This is a genomic window from Pararhizobium sp. IMCC3301, from assembly GCF_030758315.1.
GTDB lineage: Bacteria > Pseudomonadota > Alphaproteobacteria > Rhizobiales.
The window spans coordinates 1,685,610-1,705,668 of record NZ_CP132336.1; the positions used below are offsets into that span (position 1 = coordinate 1,685,610).

Sequence of the window (20,059 nt, forward strand, 5' to 3'; positions counted from 1 at the left end):
ATTCGAGTGCAAAAGTTGCCCCCTGTCGGATTTCGCGTATATGACTGTCTGAAATCCGACTTTCGACTAACATGAATTGAAATGGGGCCATATGAGCAGCCAAATTATCCCGGTGGAAGAATTCGATCTCGTCGTGTTTGGCGGCACCGGCGACCTGGCGCAGCGCAAGATTATTCCTGCACTGTATCACCGGCATCTGGATGGCCAGATTGTCGGCACAAGCCGCATCATCGCGGTCTCGCGCAAACCGCTCAGCCCTAAGGAATATCTGACCAAGGCGAAGGAAGCGCTGGAGGAGTTCATTCCCAAGGAAGACCGCGATCCGAAAGCCGTGAAAACTTTCCTCGAGCGCTTGTCCTATGTGGCAGTGGATGTCACCGATGATGCCGGTTGGAAGGAATTAAAAACCAAACTCGATGATTTCCCGGATCGGGTGCGGGCTTTCTATCTCGCCGTCGCACCGAGCCTGTTCGGCCAGATTTGTGAGTATATCGGCAAAACTGGTTTGATCACCGACAAAACCCGCGTCGTCATTGAAAAGCCGATCGGCAAGGATCTGGCCTCGGCTAAAGCGCTGAACGATGCAGTTGGAAAGGTGTTCCGCGAGGACCAGATTTACCGCATCGATCATTATCTGGGAAAGGAAACCGTGCAGAATCTGATGGCTCTGCGGTTTGCAAATGCCCTGTTTGAGCCGATCTGGAACGCGGCCCATATCGATCATGTTCAGATCACCGTTGCCGAATCCATCGGCGTTGGCAGCCGCGGTCCGTATTACGACACGTCCGGTGCGATGCGTGATATGGTGCAGAACCACATTCTCCAGCTTCTCTGCCTGGTGGCCATGGAACCGCCAATGTCGATGAATGCCGATGCGGTGCGCGATGAAAAACTGAAAGTATTGCGCTCACTTGATCCCATTACCGGCGAGAAGGCTGAAAAACAAACCGTGCGCGGCCAGTATACCAGCGGTGCCGGGCCGGAAGGCGCCGTGCCGGGATATCTGGAAGAGCTGGGCGATACCACCAGCAAGACTGCCACCTTCGTCGCCGTCAAGGCAACGGTCGGCAACTGGCGCTGGGCAGGTGTTCCGTTTTATCTGCGCACCGGCAAGCGCATGCCGCAGCGCTCATCGGAGATTGTCGTTTCATTCCGGCCGATACCGCATTCGATTTTCGAAACCGGTGCCGGCGGCGTGGCTGAAAACCGTCTGGTCATCCGTCTGCAGCCCGATGAGGGCGTGAAATTGTGGCTGATGATCAAGGACCCCGGACCCGGCGGCATGCGGCTGCGCCATGTACCGCTTGATATGAGTTTTGCCGATGCGTTCGAAGTGCGCAGCCCGGATGCCTATGAAAGGCTGATTCTCGATGTGATCCGGGGCAACGCAACCCTGTTCATGCGCCGCGACGAGGTGGAAGCCGCCTGGGAGTGGGTTGATCCGATTCTGCAGGCCTGGGAGGAGACTGGCGACACGCCGAAGAAATACACCGCCGGCACCTGGGGTCCTGCTGCCTCGGTCGCCCTGATCGAGCGGGACGGACGCACATGGCATGATGATGACTGACACGGTGGCAAGCATGGACAAACAGATACTGGCCGACAAAGAGGCTCTGGCAGAGGCCCTGGCAACCCAGGTGGCCGAAGCTCTGATGGCCGCATTACAGGCTAATGGCAGGGCATTGCTGGCCGTGTCCGGCGGCTCCACGCCAAAACTGTTCTTCCGCAAACTCAGCGAAAAAGACATCGACTGGGCTGGCGTTACGGTGACACTGGTGGACGAACGCTGGGTCGATGAAACCAGTGCGCGCTCCAATGCGGCTCTGGTGAAATCCAATCTGCTCATCGGAAATGCCGCAGCTGCAAGGTTTTTCCCGCTCTATACGGCGGATGAAACCCCACAGGCCGCTCTAGCAAGGCTTGAAGCCGATTTTGAAGACCTGGAACTTCCCATCACTGCCGCTGTTCTGGGCATGGGAAATGATGGCCATACGGCCTCGTTTTTCCCGCAGGGCGATAAATTGTCAGAAGCGCTTGATCCCGACAATCGCGATACCTTTATTGATATGAAGGCACCGGGTGCCGGCGAGCCGCGCATCACCTTCACCCTGTCCGCTTTGCTGGCATCGGCTTTTCTGGCGCTGCATATCGAAGGCGGGGAGAAACAGCAGGTTTTGGGTAAGGCTCTGGCTGGCGGCCCGGTTGAAGACATGCCGGTGCGGGCTGTTTTGCAACAAACCCGGACCGAGTTGACAATTTTCTGGTGCCCATAGCACCGGCAAGAACTCTTGGGAGATAGAGACATGACCGACGTTCAACCGCGCATAGCCGAGGTTACCGAACGCCTGATCGAAAGAAGCCGCCCGACGCGGACAGCCTATCTTGAGCGGATTGCCAAAGCTGCACAGGAAGGCCCCAACCGGACCACCCTGTCTTGCGGCAATCTGGCCCATGGATTTGCCGCCTGCAGTCCACACGACAAGGAAGCACTGGCTGGGGACCGGCTGGCAAATATCGGCATCATCACGTCCTATAATGACATGCTCTCGGCGCATCAGCCGTTTGAACAATTCCCCAACCTCATCAAGCAGGCCGCGCATCAGGCCGGCGGGGTGGCCCAGGTCGCGGGCGGCGTGCCCGCCATGTGCGACGGCGTCACGCAGGGCCAGCCGGGTATGGAGTTGTCGCTTTTTTCCCGTGATGTCATTGCCATGGCCGCCGCGGTTGGACTGTCGCACAACATGTTCGATGCAGCGGTCTTTCTGGGCGTGTGCGACAAGATCATTCCCGGTCTGCTGATTGCGTCCCTGACCTTCGGCCACTTGCCGGCCGTGTTCGTTCCCGCCGGCCCGATGCCGACCGGGCTGCCCAATGGCGAGAAGTCACGCATCCGCCAGCTCTATGCTGAAGGCAAGGTCGGACGCGCGGAACTGCTGGATGCGGAATCGAAATCCTATCACGGTCCCGGAACCTGCACCTTTTACGGGACGGCAAACTCCAATCAGATGCTGATGGAAATCATGGGGCTGCATCTGCCGGGCGCCAGTTTCGTCAATCCGAACACACCTTTGCGCGATGCGCTGACCAGAGCGGCCACCGAACGGGCCCTGGCCATCACTGCACTTGGCAATGATTACACGCCTGCCGGTGAAGTCATTGACGAGCGGGCCATAGTCAACGGTGTGGTTGGTCTGCATGCCACTGGCGGCTCCACCAATCACACCATGCATCTGGTCGCCATGGCCGCTGCTGCCGGGATCAAGCTGACCTGGGATGATATTTCCGATCTGTCGGATGCAGTACCGCTTCTGGCACGCATTTATCCCAACGGGCTTGCCGACGTGAATCATTTCGAGGCGGCTGGCGGAATGGGATATCTTATCAGCCAGTTGCTGGATGGCGGCCTTGTCCACGAAGATGTCCGTACCATCTGGGGAACCGGCCTCAACGGCTACCGCAATGAACCGAAGCTGACTGAACAAGGCGGCGTCACCTGGGTGCCGGTGGCCGAAAAAAGCCATGACGAAAATGTCCTGCGTCCGGTCACCAATCCGTTTCAAAGCGATGGCGGGCTGAAAATGCTGACAGGCAATCTGGGGCGCAGCGTCATCAAAATCTCTGCGGTCAAGCCTGAGCACCGTCTCATCGAAGCGCCGGCGCTGGTATTTCACGACCAGAACGATGTCTTGCAGGCGTTCAAGGACGGCAAGCTCAACCGCAACGTCATTGTCGTGGTGCGTTTTCAGGGACCGCGCGCCAACGGTATGCCGGAATTGCACAAGCTGACGCCAACTCTGGGTGTCCTGCAGGAACGCGGTCTGAAAGTGGCGTTGGTGACCGATGGGCGCATGTCCGGAGCCTCCGGCAAGGTGCCCGCCGCGATCCATGTGACGCCGGAAGCGAATTGCGGCGGCATTATTGGAAAAATCCGTGACGGCGACATGATGCGCCTTGATGCGGATGCCGGAACTCTGGAGCTTCTGGTCGCGGTCGACGAACTGGATCAGCGCGCACTTGTCGAAGCTGACCTTTCGGCCAATGATTTCGGCATGGGCCGCGAAATGTTCGCAACCTTCCGCGCGGTGGCAGGCACGGCAGATACCGGCGCTTCGTCCCTTTACGGTGTTGCATGATGGATCAGAACCGTTTCAAACCGCTGCAGGCCCTGCGTGCCTCCGAGGCCGGCATACCGATCAAATCGCTGTTTGAGGCCGATCCGCACCGGTTCAAGACATTTTCCGCCGAAGCTGTTGGCATTCTGCTGGACTATTCCAAGACACAGATTTCACAGCAGGCGAAAACCATGTTGCTGGAGCTGGCTTCGCAATGCCAGCTCGAAGAGCGCCGCGACGCCATGCTGTCCGGCGAAAAAATCAACACCACGGAAGACCGCGCTGTACTTCACACGGCGCTGAGGGCGCCGCTGGACGCCGACATTGAGACCGAAGGCGAAGATGTGATCGGTCCGGTGCACAGCGTGCTGACGGCGATGCGTGTATTTGCCGATGGTATTCGCAACGGCACCATCAACGGCGCCACCGGCAAGCACTTCACCGATGTCGTCAATATTGGCATCGGCGGATCGGACCTTGGGCCGGCGATGGCCACTCTGGCGCTGAAACCCTATCATGACGGGCCGAAGCTGCACTATGTCTCCAATGTCGACGGTGCGCATATGGCCGACACGCTGGCGGCACTGGACCCGGAAACAACGCTGTTCATAATAGCCTCCAAGACCTTCACCACCATCGAAACCATGACCAATGCCCGGTCTGCCAGAGCGTGGCTTTCCGGCAATCTGGATGATGCTGCCGTACCGCATCATTTTGCCGCGATTTCCACAAATCTGGACCGCGCCGGCCAGTTCGGCATCCCCGAGGAACGGGTGTTCGGATTCTGGGATTGGGTCGGCGGGCGCTATTCCCTGTGGTCGGCGATCGGCCTTCCCGTCATGATTGCCATCGGGCCGGAGAATTTTGACGCTTTTCTTGCCGGCGGCCATGCCATGGACCAGCATTTTGCCACAGCGCCACTGGATCAGAACCTGCCGGTGCTGCTCGCGCTGACCGGCATCTGGCACCGCTCCATCTGCGAGTTTCCAAGCCGTGCCGTGCTGCCTTATGATCAGCGCCTGTCACGGTTTCCCGCCTATCTTCAGCAACTCGACATGGAGTCCAACGGCAAGCAGACCACCCTCGACGGCGATCTTCCTGTCGGTCCCACCGGCCCGATTGTGTGGGGTGAGCCGGGCACCAATGGTCAGCATGCCTTCTACCAGCTGATCCATCAGGGCACGAGCATTGTTCCCTGCGAATTCCTGGTGGCCGCCAACGCTCATGAAGAGGCTGGCACGCTGGGCGTTCATCATGATTTGCTGCTGGCCAATTGCCTGGCGCAGGGTCAGGCGCTGATGCTTGGCAAATCCAGAGAAGAAGTCGAAAGCGAATTGAAGCAGGCCGGATTGCCGGACAGCGAAATCGCCGCCCTGGCCCCGCACAAGGTGTTTCCCGGAAACCGCCCGTCGGTGACCATGATGTACAGCAAACTGACGCCGGATATGCTGGGCAGACTGATTGCCCTTTATGAGCACCGGGTCTTTGTCGAAGGCGTCATCTGGAACATCAATTCATTCGACCAATGGGGCGTTGAACTGGGCAAGGTTCTGGCCAATACGCTGCTTCCGATGGTTCAGGGCGAGAGCGGCAAAAAACCGGTCGACGGCTCAACCAGAGGCCTGTTGAAACATCTGCATCAATTGCGCAAATCTTCTGAAAATCAATAGGGTCTGACGGGCAAAGCGTCAGACCCTGCGTTGAGTCCGGTTATTTTTTGGCGCGTTCCACTGCATCGATCAGCATTTTCTTGGCGCTTGCGGCATCTTCCCAACCGACGATCTTGACCCATTTATTAGGTTCGAGATCCTTGTAGTGGGTAAAGAAATGCTCGATCTGTTTCAGGGTAATTTCTGGCAGATCGGTGTGGTTGGTGACATTATCGTAGCGCTGGGTCAGCTTGCGTGACGGCACCGCCAGAATTTTTTCATCGCCGCCGGATTCATCTTCCATCACAAGCACGCCAATTGGACGGCAATTGATCACCGAGCCAGGCATCAGCGGGCGCGTATTGGCAATGATGACGTCAGCGGGATCACCATCTTCGGAAAGCGTATGAGGCACAAAGCCGTAATTGCCGGGATAGCGCATCGATGTGAACAGGAACCGGTCGACGAATAATGCGCCGGATTCTTTGTCCAGCTCATATTTGATCGGCTCGTCACCAATCGGCACTTCGATAATGACATTGATGTCTTCCGGCGGATTTTTGCCGATTGCAATTTTATCCAGATTCATCTGCTGTGGCCTCATCTGTTGCAGCTCTTGTTGCGGCGGTCATGCCGCAAGCCGCGCCATCTTTCAAGAAAAAGCCGCCAAGTTCTGCAATGAAGTTTCGTTTTCAGCAGATTGCGGCCGCTTCACCACGCTTCAGCAACACAGACGACGTCACCTTTGGCCTGACCCAGGGACCCAACATCGCAAACACCCGACCCTTCAGAACGGCCGCACTACAATTGCGGAAAATCAGCGCCAGCGATAGCCGATGGTCGGAGTTTGTATGCCGCCAAATATCTCGTGAGAGCGGACAAAGCGCTCACCGCCCATGGCAAGGTAAAACCCGGTCGCCAGATCATTTGCTTCCAGTGCCCAGACAATCAATGGGCCATGACCCATCTCTTTCAACTCTTTGCGCACCTGGCGAAACAGGGTTCGGCCGAAGCCCAGTCCCTGAAACTCGGGTGCCAGATACAGCTCGAAAACCTCACCCCAGCGGGCAATTGAGTGCGGCGGATAGCTGCGGCGGCCGGTGCCGAAATTGGCATAACCCGCAACTCGCCCGTCAAATTCCAGAACCAGCAATCTGGACCGCCGCAAGCCGGCGTCTGGCGATAGGGAGCCTCGGCCGATTGAAGCCGGTTCTGCGTTCAGCTTCTCGACAGCCGAGCGCCACCAGGCCGAATTTCGTCTGGCCACTGCATCGCGCAATGCGCCACCGTTCAATATGCCATGATAGGCATTGAACCAGGAGGCGCGATGCACCTTTGACAAATCAGCGGCATCGCTGATTCTGGCCGCGCGAATGAGGATTGACGGGCTTTCCATGGAATTCATGTTTCGTCACAATTTGGGCGGGATCATGGCCTCCGAAATGCCAGCAGAGCCCCCAGTCTACCCTGAGTCTGCCGCGAACATGCCAGCGCCAGCTTCAAATTCCGAACCACCACGCTGCCAGGCCAAGAAACGCAAAGAAACCAACCACATCGGTGACGGTTGTGACGAACACGCCGGACGCGATCGCCGGGTCCGCCTTGAGTTTATCAAGCAGGATCGGGATCAGAATTCCGGCAAAACCGGCCGCGACCATATTGATGACCATGGCAAGCGCGATGATTATTGACAACGCGCCATTGCCGAACCACATGGCGGATACCAGACCGATGACAATGGCAAACAGAATGCCATTGATCAGACCCACGGTCCCCTCACGGCCAATAATGCGCCGCACATTATAGGCGTCGAGCTCCCGCGTTGCCAGGGCGCGCACGGCCACTGTCATGGTTTGCGTGGCAGCGTTGCCGCCCATGCTGGCAACAATCGGCATCAGCACCGCCAGCGCCACCATCTGCTGGATGGTGGCATCAAACAGGCCGATGATAACCGATGCCAGCACAGCGGTACCCAGATTGACCATCAGCCAGATAAAGCGGCTTCTGACCGCATTGAAGACATTATCGGAAATCTCTTCATCGCCGACGCCGCCCATGCGCTTGATATCTTCATCATGCTCTTCATGAATAACATCGACGATATCATCGATGGTGAGAACGCCAACCAGACGTTCCGCTTCATCCAGAACCGCTGCCGACACCAGATTGTAGCGCTCAAAGGTCCGGGCCACTTCTTCCTGGTCTTCCTCAGCGCGCACAGTATGAGCCGTCTCGCCCATAATATCGGCCACGGAAACCGGTCGTTTGGTGCGCAACAATCTGTCAAGAGCCACGGTTCCCAGCAGGCGATAGGTCGGATCGACGACAAACAACTCATAAAAACTGTCCGGCAGATCTTCGGTGTCGCGCATATAGTCAATCGCCTGGCCGACCGTCCAGAATGGCGGAACCGCAATGTATTCGGTCTGCATCCGCCGTCCGGCGGATTCCTCGGGGTAATTCAGCGAGCGCTGCAGGACGAGGCGTTCAAGAGCCGGAATCTGGTCGAGGATTTCGGCCCTGTCCTCAACCGACAGATCTTCCAGGATGAACACTGCATCATCACTGTCAAGTTCCGACAGCGCCTCGGCGACGGTATCGACCGGCAGGTTTTGCAGCAGACTGAGGCGAACCCCTTCATCCAGTTCGGTCAATGCGGCAAAATCGAAATCAGATCCCAGCAGAGCAACCAGCCGGGAGCGCTCTGACGCCGGCAGCGCCTCGATCAGATCGGCCAGATCTGCTTCGTGCAAATCATGGGTCAGTTGCCGCGCCAGCGCCCGATCGCCTGCATCAATTGCCAGCAAAACCGCATCGACAAACACCGTCGCCATGCCGCCTGTATCAGGATCGCGAATGTTCCAGTCTTCCAGCTGTTGGTCGTTACCGGTCGAGCCCTCGGATTGGTCGTTGTTGGAAGCGTTTTGAGCCATGTGTGTTGTGCTTTTGGAGGTTGGACCGCGTTACAGACATCCATAGCGCCTTCTCTGCAAAGGTCCAATGCAAACAAAATGGCAAAACCGGCTTTTAGGGCCAGGGCTTGAAATCAGCGCTGCATATGGGCGTCAGGAAATCAGGGCAGAGATTCTTGGCGCCGTGGTTTTCAGCAACTCGGCAATCCGCTTCCTGGATTTTGCAAAGCGGTAGGAGGGCACCGGGACAGACAGCGCATAAATCAATCCCGCGGAATCGCGAAAGCCGAAGCCGACCGCTGACAGTCCTTCGGTATGTTCATTACAGTCCCAGGCCAGTCCGGTGGTTCGAATTTCTTCCAGTTCGGCGATCAGCGCCGAGAGCGGTTTTTCCGAATGGCTGGCCTTCAATTCCCGCACTGCCAGAGCTATCGCCATTTCATCGTCGAGCAGTGCAAGCGCAGCCTTGCCATTTGCTGTCGAAATCAGCGGGAAAGTCTCGCCCACTGCGGACACGGTCCGCACGCGATGGGTTCCGACGACCTGGTCGACGAACACCATGTGATCGGTGCGAAACACCGCCAGGTCAACCGTTTCACCGCAGCTTTCGGCAATCTCCTGCAACACCGGTCGCAGCAATTCGGCGGCATCAACGCGCCCCGCCGCCGCCAGTGACTGGATTTCCGGTCCCAGCCGCAGACCGCCCTCGGCCGCCGTATTCATGATCAGCTTTTCAGCCAGCAACGCATTGACAATGCGCTGCACCGTAGAGCGCGGCAGACCGACCCGATCGGAAATTTGTCCCAGGCTCAGACCACGGTTATCCTGCTTTAACACGCGCAATATCTCGGCAGCCCGCGCAATCACCTGGACCCCCTGACCGGAGGCGGATTTTGCGGGGCGGTCGTGATTCATTGGTTTCTTCCAGACGGACGAATCGGTTGCTGCAGATGACACTTCTATATCCTTATGCCCGTGAATTGGATCATCTGGAAAATTCACCATCTCCACTTGACCGCATTATGGTACATATGTATCGTAATGCAATACATTTTGCAGCATGTTCTGGAATCTTTGGGAGAAGTCATCATGACAATTACAGTTCGCGGTCTTGAGTTTCAGGACAATCTCGACAACGACATGGGCGTCGAATTCTATAATCTGTCACATCGTTACGGCTTTCAATGCCCCAACTGGCCCTATTTCAAGGACGTCCAGATTGAGCGCAAACATTACATGGCAAAGTCTGGCGTGCTCAGCCAGACTCTGACCACCACCATGCATGTCACCACCCATATTGATGCGCCCGCCCATGTTGTGCCAGGCACACCTTTCATCGATGAGGTGCCGCTGCCGCATTTCTTCGGCTCCGGCCTTGTAGTTTCTATTCCGAAAAGGAAGTGGGAACAGATTACAGCCGATGATCTGGAAAAGGCCTGTGGCCACGCGATCCGCAAGAACGATGTTCTGATCATCAACACCGGCTGGCACAAGCAGTATGAGGACGGTGACTATTTTGCTTATTGTCCCGGCCTTGTGCCCTCTGCCGCAGACTGGATGGTGGAAAAGGGCATCAAGGTTGTCGGCCACGATACCCAGGCCAATGATCATCCGCTGGCAACCGCCATCGGCCCGCAGCGCAATGGCCCGATCCTGCCGCATCTGGAAGCGGAATATAAGGAATGGTCAGGCGGCGTTGACTGGAAAGATGCCTTCCCGGAATGGGAACCGGTTCACAACAAACTGTTTTCAAACGGTATTCTGGGCATTGAAAATGTTGGCGGCGATCTCGATGCGGTCACCGGCAAACGCTGCACTTTTGCCTTCTTCCCGTGGAACTGGGATCGCGGCGATGGCTGCATCATCCGCCTTGTCGCCATGATCGACAAGGGTCAGAAATACCGCATCGAACCCGGTGAGGCATTCTGATGCATCTGAAACGCTTCACCGACGCCGAACCCTATGATGCTCCGAACCATCGGGGCGTCGCCGGTCTGCGTTTGCAGGGTTTTGAACAGGGCGGGCCGGAAAATCAGTGGATCGGTTATTCACAATTTCTGCCCGGCGGCGGCGCCGGGCCGGATTCCACGCCGTTTGAAAAAGTCTATGTGGTTCTGTCAGGTGAGCTGTCGATCATCGTGGACGGAGTGGAAACCGTGCTGGGCGCAATGGATTCCTGCACAATCCCACCGGGCGAAGAGCGGGAAATCATCAACCGCTCGAACCATGTCTGTACTATGCTGGTGGTGATACCCTATCCTGCCGGAACTCGGCCTGGAGCAAAATCATGAGCTTTGACAATCCTCTTGCCATGTTCAATGTCGAAGGCAAGGTTGCGCTGATTACCGGCGCATCGGGCGCATTTGGTGCGGTCGCGGCAAAGGCCCTCGCCGGTGCCGGCTGCAAACTGGTTCTGGCTGCCGGCAATGCGGCAGCCCTGCAGGACATTGCCGGCGAATGCGAGGCGGCCGGCGCTGAGGTTGAGCCCGTCAACGCAAGGCCGGAAGACGAAGCCGGATGTGCCGCGATGATCGATGCAGCGGTGCAGCGGTTCGGCCAGCTCGATATTCTGGTTGTCGCTTCAGGCATGAACAAAGTTGCCAAAATCAAGGATATGGCTCTGGAAACCTTCACCTCGGTGATGGATGCCAATGTCACGCAATCCTGGATGCTGGCCAAGGCCGCAAGTGTTCAGATGAGCGCACAGATTGAAGCCGGCACCAGCGACAGAGGCAAGATTGTTCTGGTGTCGTCCGCACGCGGTCTTCTGGGCCACCCGGCGGGCTACACCGCCTATTGCGCTTCCAAAGCGGCAGTGGATGGCATGACTAAGGCACTTGGCTGCGAACTGGGTCCGACAGGCATCACCGTCAATGCAATTGCTCCAACCGTATTCCGCTCACCCCTTACCGCCTGGATGTTCGGCGATACCGACGAAGCCAGGGCTGTGCGCAGCGGTTTTCTGGCCCGTGTCCCGAAAGGCCGGCTTGGCGAACCGGAAGATCTGGTTGGCCCGCTGTTGTTCCTGGCCTCCAGCGCGTCAGACTTTTACACCGGCCACATTCTCTACGCGGACGGTGGATATACGGCGGGCTAGGGTCTGTACTCAATTAGGAGGTGGAATTGGTGAGCTTGATTTTGGACAGAGTTAGGAGCGACGGCGCAGGAAACCGTCTGGTTTTCAAGCCTTTGCGACGACATCCTGGCCAAAAGCAAGCTCATCGCAAAGCGACGCTGCCAGGAAAGCCCACTTGCCGCTTCACAGATTTTGGAGAGGCAACCAGCCTTACCTGCAATCTGTTCATAGCAGTTGGGCTTTTCTGGCAGCGCCAATTCAACCTCCTAATTGAGTACAGACCCTAGATGGCAAACAGCTTGCGCAACATAGCGGTCATCGGTGCAGGTCTCATGGGCCACGGCATCGCTTTGAGCTTTGCCAAGGCCGGCTTTGAAACCCGCGTCCATGATCCCCATGCCGAAACTCTTGAAACGCTGATTGCGCGGGTCACGGACAGCCTGATTGCCTTAGGTGTCGCAGCCGGGGACACAGCCGGCATCACAGCCCGCATCACGCCCTGCCAAAGCCTCGACGCCGCAGTCAGCAACGCTGATCTGGTGGTCGAAGCAGCGCCGGAGAAACTGGCGTTGAAGCAGGAAATCTTTGCCCAGATTGAGCCCGCCGTCCCGGCGCAATGCCTGCTGGCCTCCAACACCTCGGTGATCCCGATCACCAGTATCATGCAGGGGCTGGCCGACCGCTCAAGGGGCCTTGGCACCCATTGGTGGAACCCGCCGCATATGATTCCGCTGGTAGAAGTGATCCGCACCGAATGGACCACCGATCAGGCGATGGATCAGATGGTCGGCATTCTGACCCAAATCGGCAAAACGCCGGTGCGGGTTGAAAAGGATGTTGCCGGTTTCATCGGAAACCGCCTGCAGCACGCTCTGTGGCGTGAAGCCATCAGCCTTGTGGAAAAAGGTGTGTGTTCGGCAGAAGCGGTGGATGAAGTCATCAAAGCTAGTTTCGGGCGCCGTCTGGCGGTCCTTGGACCGTTGGAGAACGCAGATCTTGTCGGCACCGATCTGACCCTCGACATTCACCAGAACGTTCTGGCGGATCTGGAAGCCAGCGGCGCACCTTCGCCGCTGCTGGAGAGCCTGGTTGCCGAAGGAAAACTCGGCATGAAATCCGGTGAAGGGTTTCGCAAATGGACGCCGGAAGCTGCAGCAGCAACCCGCCGCCGCGTCACCACACATTTGCAGAAACTCGACACCATACTGGAATAGTTCACCGGACCTTGGAGGAGGGCCGGATTTTAGGAGGAAGACCATGATAAAAAAACCCATTCTGTCCGGAGTCTCACGCCGCACAATTCTTACCGGCCTGGGCGCAACTATTGCCGCTCCGGCAATCCTGCGCCACAGCCGTGCCTATGCCGCCCACCCGGTTCTAAAAATCGGCCATGTCAGCCCGCGAACCGGGCAGCTTGCCGGCTTTGCCGAGGCTGACGACTTTGTTCTGGCCGGAATTCAGAAAGCCTTTGCCGGCGGCCTGATGAACAATGGCAAATCCTATGAGGTTGAAATTATCTCAAAGGATTCCCAGTCAAATCCGAATCGCGCCGCTGAAGTGGCTGCCGAGCTGATCCTCGGCGATGAAGTAGATATCATCGTCGCCGCATCAACGCCCGACACCACCAATCCGGTCGCCGATCAGGCCGAAATCAATGAAGTCCCCTGCATCACCACAGACTGTCCGTGGCAGCCCTATTTCTTTGGCCGCAACGGCAATCCGGCTGAAGGGTTTGACTACACCTATCACTTCTTCTGGGGCCTTGAGGATGTTATCGCCTCCTTCCTCGATCTGTGGGGCTCAAGCGGTGTTGCCAAATCGGTTGGCGGGCTGTTTCCCAATGATGCGGACGGCAACGCCTGGGGCGACCCGGAGCTGGGCTTTCCCAAACCCCTGGCCGCTGCCGGATACACCCTGGTTGACCCGGGCCGCTACCAGCCTCTGACCGATGATTTTTCCTCACAGATTTCCGCTTTCAAGGAAGCCGGCTGTGAAATTGTCACCGGAAACATGATCCCGCCCGACTTTGCCAATTTCTGGTCGCAGGCAGCACAACAGGGTTTCAATCCGAAAATCGTTACCATCGGCAAAGCCCTGCTGTTCCCCTCGGTCATCAATTCGCTTGGCGAGCGCGCCAACGGCCTGTCCTCAGAAATCTGGTGGACACCAAATCACCCCTTCGCATCCAGCCTGACAAATGCATCGGCAAAAGCGCTGGCCGACAGTTACACGGCAGAGACCGGCCGCCCCTGGACCCAGCCAATCGGCTTTAAACATGCACTGTTCGAGGTCACTGCCAACGTGATTTCGCGGGCTGCCGATCTGGATGATCCAGCGGCTATCGTCGAGGCAATCCGCACCACAGCACTGGATACCATTGTCGGCAAGGTGGACTGGTCAAACGGTCCGGTGAAAAATGTCACCAAAACACCATTGGTGGCAGGCCAGTGGCAGAAACAGGGCGATGCATTCGAACTTGTGGTGACGGCCAATGCCAACGCTCCCGAGATCCCTGTTGGGGGTGAGCTGAAACTGCTCTGATCTTTTTCAAAACCGGCCTCATCGCGCGCCAGCGCGATGAGGCTCGTGGGAACGCGCCATGTCGACAGTCTTGAAACTGCACAATGTCTCAAAAGCGTTCGGTGCTGTCACGGTATCCGATGCGCTGAGTTATGAGCTGCAAAGTGGCGAGGCTCTGGGGATTATCGGTCCCAATGGTGCCGGCAAGACATCGATGTTCAATCTCATCACCGGCGCCCTGCCCGCTGATGCCGGCACCATCTGGTTTGATGGCCGCGACATCACCCATATGAAAGCCGCCATGCGCTGCCGCAGTGGCATCGCCCGTTCGTTCCAGATCCCGCAGCCATTCGGCGCCATGAGCGTGTTTGAAAACGCGCTGGTTGCCGCCACCCAGGGCGCTGGCCTTGTCGGCACAAAGGCTAACAGGCTCTGCCTCGACGCACTGGAACAGACCGGCCTTCTTGCAAAGGCCAATACACTGGCCGGCAATCTGACCCTGCTGGAGCGCAAGCGCCTGGAACTGACGCGCGCGCTCTGCGCCAAGCCGAAATTGCTGCTGCTCGACGAGATTGCTGGAGGTCTCACCGAAAAAGAGTGTCATGCGCTGGTTGAAACCATCCGTGCCATCCGCGCCACCGGCATCAGCATCATCTGGATCGAACATATCGTTCACGCCCTGCTGGCGGTCGTCGACCGTCTTGTCGTCATCGATTTTGGCCGCAAGATCGCAGACGGCGAGCCGAAATCCATCATGGCAAGCCGCCAGGTCAGGGAAATCTATATGGGGATCGAAGTCGATGGCTGACCCGATCCTCAGAGTGGAAAATCTCGACGCCTTTTATGGGGATTTTCAAGCCCTGTTCGGCATTAATTGCCAGATCAATCGTGGCGAGATCATCGCCATTATCGGCGCCAACGGGGCCGGAAAAACCACGCTGATGCGGGCCATTACCGGTCTGCTCAAAAGCAAGCCGGAGATGGTGCAGTGGCAGCAACGCCCGGTCGGCGCCCTGCGCGCCGACCAGATCGCCGCTCTTGGCATCGCCATGGTCCCGGAAGGCCGCCAGTTGTTCCCCTCCCTGTCGGTTGAGGAAAATCTGAAGATTGGCGGCCAGATCGGCCGCACCGGTGCCTGGTCTCTGGAAGCTGTTTTTGAGCTGTTTCCAATCCTCCAGGAGCGCCGCAATGTGCCCTCCACCGCTCTGTCAGGCGGCCAGCAGCAGATGGTCGCCATCGGCCGCGCGCTGATGGCGAATCCGGATCTGCTGCTGTTTGATGAAATCAGCCTTGGCCTTGCGCCGATCATCATCAAATCAATCTATGACGCCCTGCCGAAGATCGTCGGCGGCGGCATGACCAGCATCATTGTTGAACAAGATATCGCCAAAGCGCTTTCGGTCTCTGATCGGGTCTACTGCCTGCAGGAAGGCCGGGTTTCGCTGGAAGGCAAGACCACCTCCGTGTCACGAGAGGATATCAGCCATGCCTATTTCGGAGTATAATCAATGGATTGGGTAAATGCAGTTTTGCAAGGCGTGCTGCTGGGTGGTCTGTACGCCCTGTTCGCGGCAGGATTATCTTTGATCTTCGGCGTCATGCGGCTGGTTAACATCGCCCATGGCGATTTCATTGTTCTGGCGGCGTTTCTCGGCCTCGTCGTAACCGGCACTCTGGGCCTGCACCCGCTGCTGGCCCTGGTCATTGTGGTGCCGGTGATGGCGCTGCTGGGCTATGTACTGCAGCGCGGGATTTTGAACCAGACCCTGGGGCGGGACATCCTGCCGCCGCTGCTGGTGACCTTCGGCCTGTCTGTCATATTGCAGAACGGCCTGCTGGAAATTTTCACTGCCGATCCGCAAAAGCTCAGTGCCGGTGCGTTGGAAACCGCCAGCATACCGCTTGGCGGCGGCCTCAACGCCGGTGTTCTGCCGGTGCTGACTTTTGCCGCGGCGGTGCTCATAATCGCGCTGTTGCAGTGGGTCTTCTATCGCACTGCGCTTGGCCGCGCTTTTCGCGCCGTGTCGGACAATCAGGATATCGCCCAGCTGATGGGTCTCAACAAGGCGCACATATTCAGCCTCGCCATGGCGCTGTCCATGGCCGTGATAGCGGTCGCCGGCATTTTCCTGGCGGTGCGCACCAGCTTTGACCCTTCCGTCGGTCCGGCCCGGCTGATTTTCGGCTTTGAAGCAGTAATCATCGGCGGGCTGGGCAATTTGTGGGGCACCTTGATTGGCGGCATCATTCTCGGTGTCAGCCAGAATATTGGTGCCCAGATCAATCCCGGCTGGCAGCTTTTGGCGGGTCATATTGCATTTCTGATTGTTCTGGCGCTGCGCCCACGCGGCCTGTTTCCAAGGATTGACGGATGAGCGCCGCCCACGATCACATCATCGTCCAGTCCTCCCGCACCAGCCGCGCGGTCGCCATTGTCGCCGTGCTTCTGCTGGCGTTTCTGGTCGCTGCTCCCTGGTGGGCGGGGCGCGCCGATCTGCGCCTGTTCGGCGAAATCTATCTCTATGTCGCACTGGCCTGCCTGTGGAATTTTCTCGCCGGTTACGCCGGTCTGGTCTCGGTTGGCCAGCAGGCCTTTGTCGGCTTTGGCGGCTATTGCCTGTTTGCGCTGGCCATCTTCCTGGGCGTGCATCCGCTGCTCGCGGTTCCGCTGATTGTGCTGTTGGGCACGCTGGTTTCAATCCCCGTCGCGGTGCTGATCTTCCGCCTGCGCGGCGCCTATTTTGCCATCGGCACCTGGGTCATCGCCGAGGTTTTCCGCCTTGGCTTTGCCCAGATATCGGCGCTCGGCGGCGGCTCGGGAACCAGCCTTCCGGTCGGCATCGTCAAATCGATTGCCGCCTCCCGGTCGGGCCGCGAAAGCGCCGCTTACTGGTCCGCTCTCGGCATCGCCATTATTGTCATCGCCAGTGTCTATCTGTTTCTGCGCTCGCGCCAGGGGCTGGCGTTGAAGGCCATCCGCGACAATGAAGCTGCGGCAGAAGCCATGGGTATTGATATCTGGCGCACCAAGTTTTTCGTCTATATCACCACTGCCGGGCTGACCTCTGCCGTGGGCGCGCTGATCTTTCTGCAGAAGTTGCGGATTTCCCCTGATGCCGCCTTCAGCGTCAATGACTGGACAGCCTTTGTCATTTTCATTGTGGTGATAGGCGGCATCGGCACCATCGAAGGCCCGATCATCGGTACCATCGTGTTCTTCCTGCTGCGCGAAACGCTGGCGGATCTGGGCACCGCCTACCTGCTTATTCTCGGCGTCGTCGCCATTGTCGTCATGCTGCGCGCCCCAAGCGGCCTGTGGGGCTTTGTCAAAGCCCGCACCGGCATTGAACTGTTTCCAACGACACGGCGCGTTGAGCGCCGGCGTCAGACATAAAATTCACCTGAACGGAGGCCGAAATGGCTAAAAAGCAGAAGAAAACCATCATCACCTGCGCCATTACCGGTGCCATTCACACCCCGACCATGTCGGACGCCCTGCCCTTTACGCCTGAAGACATCGCCGATCAGGCAATTGCCGCATCTGCAGCAGGGGCCTCGATCCTGCATCTGCATGCGCGCCGGCCCGATGATGGCGGGGTCTCCATCGACCCGGAGCATTTCAAACGCTTTTTGCCGGTCATCAAACAGGCCACGGATGCGGTGATCAATGTCTCTACCGGCGGCAGTCTTCTGACCACCATGGAAGAACGCATTGCGCCCGCAAAATGGGCCTCGCCGGAAATGTGCTCGCTCAATATGGGGTCGATGAATTTTTCGTTCCATCCTCTGGCCGAGCGCTACAAGACCTGGAAATTCGACTGGGAAGAAGATTATGTGCGCAATTCCGATGGCTACATCTTTCGCAACACCTTTGCCGATATCGGCTTTGTGGCGCGGCAACTTGGCGAGGAACACAACGTCAAATTCGAGCATGAATGCTACGATGTCGGGCATCTCTACAATCTGAAATTCTGCATGGATACCGGTCTGTTCAAAGCCCCGGTTTTCATCCAGTTCATTTTCGGCATTCTTGGCGGCATCGGCCCGGACATTGACAATCTGATCTTCATGAAGCGCACTGCCGACCGCCTGTTCGGCGATGATTATCAATGGTCGGTGCTGGGCGCGGGCGGTGCACAAATGCCATTTGCCACCACCGCCAGCCAGATGGGCGGCAATGTCCGCGTCGGGCTGGAGGATTCCCTGTTCATCGAGCGCGGCAAATTGGCCAGTTCCAACGCCGACCAGGTAACAAAAATCCGCCGCATCATCGAAGATCTCGGCTGCCAGGTGGCAACACCGGATGAAGCCCGCGAAATGCTCGACCTGAAAGGCGCCGACCGAACCGGGTTTTAGATCAGGAACTCAAAGGCGGTGTCTGCAATCGCTGGCAATGAGAAACACCGGCAGAGCAAACTGGTGTAGGTGTGATGAACACCCGCAAACCGGCACCCGGATGCTCGACCGGGCGTCCGGCGCACCTGCGCCGCCCCATCGGAGGCGTTTGCGCAGCAAATTGCCGTGAGATCAAAAATGGTGCGGTCGAGAAGACTCGAACTTCCACGGGTTTTACCCCACAGCGACCTCAACGCTGCGCGTCTACCAATTCCGCCACGACCGCACTGTTGCGAAACCGGGCACCCAAGGGTGCCCTGCAGCCGCTGCTCTATCAAACCTTTAAGCGCTTCACAAGGGCCTTGTTCGCGGCGGCGAACTTATCCGTTCTGCAGGGCGGCTTGTTTCTGCGCGCGGCCATGCACATGTTGGATTTCGATGGCGATCATGTCGCCCTGGAGCACAACCTGCACATCGGCAACCGGCATGCCATTGGCAAATAATGTCAGATTGTCGTCGGCGTCCGTGTTCAGTGCTATCACCGCCCCACGGCCCATTCTCAGCAATTGGTGCACCGGCATATGCGTGTGGCCAAGGCCAACAGCAAGATCGACATCAATGACGTCAAGGGTCGCCATAAGTATGCTCCATCTGATAAGGACGTGCGGGCCGAAGCCCACATGCAACGCAATGCACCACATCACTGTTGTGCAGAATTTAAGGTAAACAAATGATTAACGAACGCGGCGGGATTGCACTGGAGTTGAAACGAACTTCATTTCAGCCGCAATTTTCCGGGGAAAAGGCGGTGGAATGGGCCATCAGCGATCATCCCGTGGCTTATCAGGATGCTTTGCTGCAAATGGAAACCCGTGCTGCAGACATTGCTGCCGGTACCGCCCCGGAACTGATCTGGCTGCTGGAACACAGCCCGCTTTACACCGCCGGCACCAGCGCGCAGCCCCAGGATCTGCTGCTGCCGGACCGGTTTCCGGTGTTTCAGACCGGACGCGGCGGACAATACACCTATCACGGGCCGGGTCAGCGCATTGCCTATGTCATGCTCGATCTGTCCGGCCGCACCCGCGATGTGCGCCGTTTCGTGGCGGTTCTGGAACAGTGGATCATCAACAGCCTCGCCTCATTCGGCATTACCGGCGAACGCCGCGAGGAACGGGTTGGAGTCTGGGTGCGACGGCCAGATAAACCGCCTTTGCCCGATGGCACGATGCGCGAAGACAAGATTGCCGCCCTCGGCATACGCCTGCGCAAATGGATCAGCTTTCACGGCATCAGCATCAATGTTGAGCCGGAGCTGTCGCATTTCGATGGCATCGTGCCCTGCGGTGTTGCCGGCCACGGTGTCACCAGTCTTTACGATCTTGGCGTGACCGCCACCATGGCGGATGTGGATATCGTGCTGAAGCAGGAATTCAGCCGCCTGTTTTAAGACCG

20 protein-coding genes and 1 tRNA gene are annotated in these 20,059 nt (G+C 57.8%); 15 read left to right on the plus strand and 6 right to left on the minus strand.

Features of this window, described 5'->3' with window-relative positions:
• The first annotated feature begins 91 nt into the window (after positions 1 to 91).
• From zwf to pgi, 4 genes are read left to right on the plus strand one after another with little or no spacing between them, the layout of a single operon-like run.
• The gene (zwf, locus tag RAL88_RS08110; protein ID WP_306268581.1) at positions 92 to 1,567 is read left to right on the plus strand and encodes a glucose-6-phosphate dehydrogenase; all 1,476 of its coding nucleotides are present in this window, start codon (positions 92 to 94) and stop codon (positions 1,565 to 1,567) included.
• Positions 1,568 to 1,580: 13 nt separating this feature from the next.
• Positions 1,581 to 2,273, plus strand: coding sequence for a 6-phosphogluconolactonase (gene pgl, locus RAL88_RS08115; protein ID WP_306268582.1), 693 nt, complete (start codon positions 1,581 to 1,583; stop codon positions 2,271 to 2,273).
• Positions 2,274 to 2,303: 30 nt separating this feature from the next.
• Entirely contained in the window at positions 2,304 to 4,133 is a 1,830-nt protein-coding gene (edd, locus tag RAL88_RS08120) for a phosphogluconate dehydratase (protein ID WP_306268583.1), read from the plus strand.
• Positions 4,133 to 5,782, plus strand: a complete 1,650-nt coding sequence (pgi, locus tag RAL88_RS08125) for a glucose-6-phosphate isomerase (protein ID WP_306268585.1) — start codon at positions 4,133 to 4,135, stop codon at positions 5,780 to 5,782. Before edd ends, pgi begins: the two co-directional genes overlap by 1 nt.
• 40 nt (positions 5,783 to 5,822) lie before the next feature.
• On the opposite strand, the gene ppa is transcribed toward pgi, so the two are convergent.
• From ppa to RAL88_RS08145, 4 genes are all read right to left on the minus strand, one after another.
• Positions 5,823 to 6,350, minus strand: coding sequence for an inorganic diphosphatase (gene ppa, locus RAL88_RS08130; protein ID WP_306268587.1), 528 nt, complete (start codon positions 6,348 to 6,350; stop codon positions 5,823 to 5,825).
• A 228-nt stretch (positions 6,351 to 6,578) separates the two neighbouring features.
• Positions 6,579 to 7,166, minus strand: a complete 588-nt coding sequence (locus RAL88_RS08135; protein ID WP_306268589.1) for a GNAT family N-acetyltransferase — start codon at positions 7,164 to 7,166, stop codon at positions 6,579 to 6,581.
• Positions 7,167 to 7,260: 94 nt separating this feature from the next.
• Positions 7,261 to 8,595, minus strand: coding sequence for a magnesium transporter (gene mgtE, locus RAL88_RS08140; RefSeq protein WP_371932169.1), 1,335 nt, complete (start codon positions 8,593 to 8,595; stop codon positions 7,261 to 7,263).
• Between the two features lie 231 nt (positions 8,596 to 8,826).
• A complete protein-coding gene (locus RAL88_RS08145) occupies positions 8,827 to 9,588 on the minus strand; it encodes an IclR family transcriptional regulator (protein ID WP_306268593.1) in 762 nt (253 codons plus the stop codon).
• Between the two features lie 174 nt (positions 9,589 to 9,762).
• On the opposite strand from RAL88_RS08145, the gene RAL88_RS08150 reads away from it, so the two are divergent.
• From RAL88_RS08150 to RAL88_RS08195, 10 genes are all read left to right on the plus strand, one after another.
• On the plus strand, positions 9,763 to 10,602 hold the full coding sequence (locus RAL88_RS08150) for a cyclase family protein (RefSeq protein WP_306268595.1): 840 nt from the start codon (positions 9,763 to 9,765) through the stop codon (positions 10,600 to 10,602).
• Positions 10,602 to 10,964, plus strand: coding sequence for a cupin domain-containing protein (locus RAL88_RS08155; RefSeq protein WP_306268597.1), 363 nt, complete (start codon positions 10,602 to 10,604; stop codon positions 10,962 to 10,964). The genes RAL88_RS08150 and RAL88_RS08155 overlap by 1 nt, the downstream gene beginning before the upstream one ends.
• The gene (locus RAL88_RS08160; RefSeq protein ID WP_306268599.1) at positions 10,961 to 11,770 is read left to right on the plus strand and encodes an SDR family NAD(P)-dependent oxidoreductase; all 810 of its coding nucleotides are present in this window, start codon (positions 10,961 to 10,963) and stop codon (positions 11,768 to 11,770) included. Before RAL88_RS08155 ends, RAL88_RS08160 begins: the two co-directional genes overlap by 4 nt.
• A 266-nt stretch (positions 11,771 to 12,036) precedes the next feature.
• Entirely contained in the window at positions 12,037 to 12,963 is a 927-nt protein-coding gene (locus RAL88_RS08165) for a 3-hydroxyacyl-CoA dehydrogenase family protein (protein WP_306268601.1), read from the plus strand.
• Positions 12,964 to 13,006: 43 nt separating this feature from the next.
• The gene (locus RAL88_RS08170; RefSeq protein ID WP_306268603.1) at positions 13,007 to 14,290 is read left to right on the plus strand and encodes an ABC transporter substrate-binding protein; all 1,284 of its coding nucleotides are present in this window, start codon (positions 13,007 to 13,009) and stop codon (positions 14,288 to 14,290) included.
• A gap of 58 nt (positions 14,291 to 14,348) precedes the next feature.
• A complete protein-coding gene (locus RAL88_RS08175; protein WP_306268605.1) occupies positions 14,349 to 15,077 on the plus strand; it encodes an ABC transporter ATP-binding protein in 729 nt (242 codons plus the stop codon).
• A complete protein-coding gene (locus RAL88_RS08180; RefSeq protein ID WP_306268607.1) occupies positions 15,070 to 15,774 on the plus strand; it encodes an ABC transporter ATP-binding protein in 705 nt (234 codons plus the stop codon). The genes RAL88_RS08175 and RAL88_RS08180 overlap by 8 nt, the downstream gene beginning before the upstream one ends.
• Before the next feature lie 3 nt (positions 15,775 to 15,777).
• Positions 15,778 to 16,644: a branched-chain amino acid ABC transporter permease gene (locus RAL88_RS08185; RefSeq protein ID WP_306268609.1), complete on the plus strand. Its 867-nt coding sequence runs from the start codon at positions 15,778 to 15,780 to the stop codon at positions 16,642 to 16,644.
• The gene (locus tag RAL88_RS08190) at positions 16,641 to 17,663 is read left to right on the plus strand and encodes a branched-chain amino acid ABC transporter permease (RefSeq protein ID WP_306268611.1); all 1,023 of its coding nucleotides are present in this window, start codon (positions 16,641 to 16,643) and stop codon (positions 17,661 to 17,663) included. Before RAL88_RS08185 ends, RAL88_RS08190 begins: the two co-directional genes overlap by 4 nt.
• A 23-nt stretch (positions 17,664 to 17,686) precedes the next feature.
• A complete protein-coding gene (locus RAL88_RS08195; protein WP_306268613.1) occupies positions 17,687 to 18,625 on the plus strand; it encodes a 3-keto-5-aminohexanoate cleavage protein in 939 nt (312 codons plus the stop codon).
• A gap of 178 nt (positions 18,626 to 18,803) precedes the next feature.
• Here RAL88_RS08195 and RAL88_RS08200 read toward each other — a convergent pair.
• Positions 18,804 to 18,890 (minus strand) — tRNA-Leu (locus RAL88_RS08200).
• Positions 18,891 to 18,984: 94 nt separating this feature from the next.
• A complete protein-coding gene (locus RAL88_RS08205; RefSeq protein ID WP_306268615.1) occupies positions 18,985 to 19,242 on the minus strand; it encodes a FliM/FliN family flagellar motor switch protein in 258 nt (85 codons plus the stop codon).
• A 92-nt stretch (positions 19,243 to 19,334) separates the two neighbouring features.
• Between RAL88_RS08205 and lipB the strand changes: the two genes are divergently transcribed.
• Positions 19,335 to 20,054 carry a lipoyl(octanoyl) transferase LipB gene (gene lipB, locus RAL88_RS08210; RefSeq protein WP_306268617.1) on the plus strand — a complete coding sequence of 240 codons (720 nt, stop codon included), beginning with the start codon at positions 19,335 to 19,337 and terminating at the stop codon, positions 20,052 to 20,054.
• The last annotated feature ends 5 nt before the right edge of the window (positions 20,055 to 20,059 follow it).

What these genes read in the sequence shown, in the direction of transcription:
- mgtE (WP_371932169.1), bottom strand. Translation starts at nt 8,595, where the DNA reads ATGGCGACGGTGTTTGTCGATGCGGTTTTGCTGGCAATTGATGCAGGC.
- zwf (WP_306268581.1), top strand. Translation starts at nt 92, where the DNA reads ATGAGCAGCCAAATTATCCCGGTGGAAGAATTCGATCTCGTCGTGTTT.
- RAL88_RS08185 (WP_306268609.1), top strand. Translation starts at nt 15,778, where the DNA reads ATGGATTGGGTAAATGCAGTTTTGCAAGGCGTGCTGCTGGGTGGTCTG.
- pgi (WP_306268585.1), top strand. Translation starts at nt 4,133, where the DNA reads ATGGATCAGAACCGTTTCAAACCGCTGCAGGCCCTGCGTGCCTCCGAG.
- RAL88_RS08175 (WP_306268605.1), top strand. Translation starts at nt 14,349, where the DNA reads ATGTCGACAGTCTTGAAACTGCACAATGTCTCAAAAGCGTTCGGTGCT.
- edd (WP_306268583.1), top strand. Translation starts at nt 2,304, where the DNA reads ATGACCGACGTTCAACCGCGCATAGCCGAGGTTACCGAACGCCTGATC.
- RAL88_RS08155 (WP_306268597.1), top strand. Translation starts at nt 10,602, where the DNA reads ATGCATCTGAAACGCTTCACCGACGCCGAACCCTATGATGCTCCGAAC.
- RAL88_RS08150 (WP_306268595.1), top strand. Translation starts at nt 9,763, where the DNA reads ATGACAATTACAGTTCGCGGTCTTGAGTTTCAGGACAATCTCGACAAC.
- RAL88_RS08145 (WP_306268593.1), bottom strand. Translation starts at nt 9,588, where the DNA reads ATGAATCACGACCGCCCCGCAAAATCCGCCTCCGGTCAGGGGGTCCAG.
- RAL88_RS08170 (WP_306268603.1), top strand. Translation starts at nt 13,007, where the DNA reads ATGATAAAAAAACCCATTCTGTCCGGAGTCTCACGCCGCACAATTCTT.
- RAL88_RS08160 (WP_306268599.1), top strand. Translation starts at nt 10,961, where the DNA reads ATGAGCTTTGACAATCCTCTTGCCATGTTCAATGTCGAAGGCAAGGTT.
- lipB (WP_306268617.1), top strand. Translation starts at nt 19,335, where the DNA reads ATGATTAACGAACGCGGCGGGATTGCACTGGAGTTGAAACGAACTTCA.
- pgl (WP_306268582.1), top strand. Translation starts at nt 1,581, where the DNA reads ATGGACAAACAGATACTGGCCGACAAAGAGGCTCTGGCAGAGGCCCTG.
- RAL88_RS08165 (WP_306268601.1), top strand. Translation starts at nt 12,037, where the DNA reads ATGGCAAACAGCTTGCGCAACATAGCGGTCATCGGTGCAGGTCTCATG.
- RAL88_RS08205 (WP_306268615.1), bottom strand. Translation starts at nt 19,242, where the DNA reads ATGGCGACCCTTGACGTCATTGATGTCGATCTTGCTGTTGGCCTTGGC.
- RAL88_RS08190 (WP_306268611.1), top strand. Translation starts at nt 16,641, where the DNA reads ATGAGCGCCGCCCACGATCACATCATCGTCCAGTCCTCCCGCACCAGC.
- RAL88_RS08180 (WP_306268607.1), top strand. Translation starts at nt 15,070, where the DNA reads ATGGCTGACCCGATCCTCAGAGTGGAAAATCTCGACGCCTTTTATGGG.
- RAL88_RS08135 (WP_306268589.1), bottom strand. Translation starts at nt 7,166, where the DNA reads ATGAATTCCATGGAAAGCCCGTCAATCCTCATTCGCGCGGCCAGAATC.
- ppa (WP_306268587.1), bottom strand. Translation starts at nt 6,350, where the DNA reads ATGAATCTGGATAAAATTGCAATCGGCAAAAATCCGCCGGAAGACATC.
- RAL88_RS08195 (WP_306268613.1), top strand. Translation starts at nt 17,687, where the DNA reads ATGGCTAAAAAGCAGAAGAAAACCATCATCACCTGCGCCATTACCGGT.